The following is a 2287-nucleotide window of genomic DNA, read 5'->3' as shown; positions in this document are numbered from 1 at the left end:
CCTGACGCCCGGAACGCCGCTGCCGGCGCCGAGCCCGATCTTCCCGCGGTTCGAGAAGCCCGAGGCACCGGCTGCGTGAGCCGGCCGTTCCCGCCACACCGAACCCCTCGCCCAGGCTCCCGGACCGCATGCTCGTCGACAGCCACTGCCATCTCGACTTCCCCGACTTCGCCGCCGACCTTCCGGGCGTGATCGCCCGGGCGAAGGCCGCCGGCGTCGGCCGGATGCTCACGATCGCGACGCGTGTCGCCAAGGCCGACACCTACCGCGCCATCGCGGAGGCGCACCCGGAGGTCTGGTACACGGTCGGCACCCATCCGCACGGCGCGGCCGAGGAGCCGGACGTCGCGCCCGAGACCATCGCGGCGCTGACCGATCACCCGCGCTGCATCGGCATCGGCGAGGCGGGGCTCGACTACCATTACGAGGACGCGGCGCCCGAACCGGTTCAGGAGCGGGTGCTGCGCGCCCACATCGAGGCCGCCCGCGCGACCGGGCTGCCGCTGGTGATCCACGCCCGCGACGCCGACGCCCACATGGAGCGGGTGCTGACCGACGAGATGGGCCGCGGCCGGTTCTCGGCGGTGCTGCACTGCTTCTCGTCGGGCGCGCGGCTGGCCGAGGCCGGCGTCGCGCTCGGCCTCTACGTCTCGTTTTCCGGGATCGTCACCTTCCGCCGCTCGACGGCTCTGCGCGACATCGCCCGGCAGGTGCCGCCCGACCGCATCCTGGTCGAGACCGACGCGCCGTTCCTCGCCCCCGAGCCGCATCGCGGCCGGACCAACGAGCCGGCCTACACCGCCGACACCGCCCGGTCGCTGGCCGGGACCCTCGGCCTCGAAGCGGAGGCCTTCGCCCGCCTGACCACCGCGAACTTCCATCGCCTGTTCGCCAAGGCGGACCTGAAGGCAGGCCCGTCCGCGTGACAACCGGCGCCGTCCTCGGATACCACCCGAGCGGGAGGTCCGGATGGCGACGCTGACTCTGCGCATCCTCGGTTGCGGCTCGTCCGGCGGCGTGCCCCGCGTCGGCTACGGCTGGGGCGCCTGCGACCCGCACGACCCGAAGAACCGACGCCGGCGCTGCTCGATCCTCGTCGAGCGCCGGGAGGGCGAGGCCGGCACGACGCTGCTGATCGACACCTCCCCGGACCTGCGCGAGCAGCTGCTCGATGCGGGGGTGACGCGCCTCGATGCGGTGCTGTTCACCCACGCCCATGCCGACCACACCCACGGCATCGACGACCTGCGCCCCCTGGTGATCCAGATGCGCGCGCGCATTCCGGTCCATGCCGATACGCTCACGAGCGACCTGCTCCGCGCCCGCTTCGGCTACTGCTTCAAGACGCCGCCGGGCAGCGCCTACCCGCCGATCCTCGACCTTCGCGATCTGCCGATCCACGAGATCGTCGCAGTCCGCGGGGAGGGCGGGGCGATCGAGGCGGAGGCGCTGCCGGTCGAGCACGGCAACGAGGCGGCCCTCGGGTTCCGCCTCGGGCCGGCCGCCTACATCCCGGATCTCAGCCTCCTGCCCGAGGCGAGCCGGGCGCGGCTCCACGATCTCGACCTGCTGATCATCGACGCCCTGCGCGAGACCCCGCACCCGACCCATTACTCAGTCTCGGAGGCGCTGGCGTTGATCGCGGACGTGCGCCCGCGTCGCGCGATCCTCACCAATCTCCACACCGACCTCGACCACGCGACGCTGGCGGCCAAGCTGCCGCCCGGCGTGGTGCCGGCCTATGACGGCCTGACCGTCACCCTCGATCTCGATCGGCCCGCGCGGGCGTACGGGGATTGAACCTGATGCCGGGTTGGGCGCGCGCCTGACGGTCGCGCGATCGGCGGCAGATGGCGGAGCTCGGGCCACCTGCTCGGGCGATCGCCCGGCCGGCCGGCCGGCCGACGGACGTCGATGTCGTGCCGAACGACTCCGCGGTCCAGTTTCGCGAAGACCCCGTGATCGCACCGTCAAAGGGTTCGGCAGGCTTCCCATCCGCGCGGACGGTGGCCCGACGCCTGCCGTCCGAGAGCCGCAGCCACTGACGCGCGAAGAGGACGGGTGGGGATGAGTCGACTTCCCGGAGAGGCCTGCCGTCGTCGTCGGAACCCGGGAGGACCGCGTCACACGCCTGTCGCGGATTTTATGGATTTCTCGGCATTTGGCTGTTGACGGGCTGCTGGGTGGTCCGTATACCCCTGTTCATCGAGACGGGGCGGCGGCGACGCGGTTCTGGACTTGGTCCACCGACATGACGAGCGATGGGGCAGCTGGCGAGAGCCGGGTG

Annotated in this window: 2 protein-coding genes; both read left to right on the top strand. The window is 72.3% G+C overall.

What is annotated here, in order from left to right:
* Positions 1–128: 128 nt before the first annotated feature.
* Positions 129–926 (top strand): TatD family hydrolase, encoded by a 798-nt coding sequence (locus tag FV223_RS25655; protein ID WP_147729586.1) that lies wholly within the window; start codon positions 129–131, stop codon positions 924–926.
* A 43-nt stretch (positions 927–969) separates the two neighbouring features.
* A complete protein-coding gene (locus FV223_RS25650) occupies positions 970–1800 on the top strand; it encodes an MBL fold metallo-hydrolase (RefSeq protein ID WP_147729585.1) in 831 nt (276 codons plus the stop codon).
* Positions 1801–2287 lie beyond the last annotated feature (487 nt).

The organism is Methylobacterium sp. WL116, from assembly GCF_008039455.1.
In the GTDB taxonomy this organism is placed as follows: domain Bacteria; phylum Pseudomonadota; class Alphaproteobacteria; order Rhizobiales; family Beijerinckiaceae; genus Methylobacterium.
Note: the sequence above shows the minus strand (reverse complement) of the source record. Positions and strands in the feature narration are given on the sequence as shown.

What these genes read in the sequence shown, in the direction of transcription:
- FV223_RS25650 (WP_147729585.1), top strand. Translation starts at nt 970, where the DNA reads ATGGCGACGCTGACTCTGCGCATCCTCGGTTGCGGCTCGTCCGGCGGC.
- FV223_RS25655 (WP_147729586.1), top strand. Translation starts at nt 129, where the DNA reads ATGCTCGTCGACAGCCACTGCCATCTCGACTTCCCCGACTTCGCCGCC.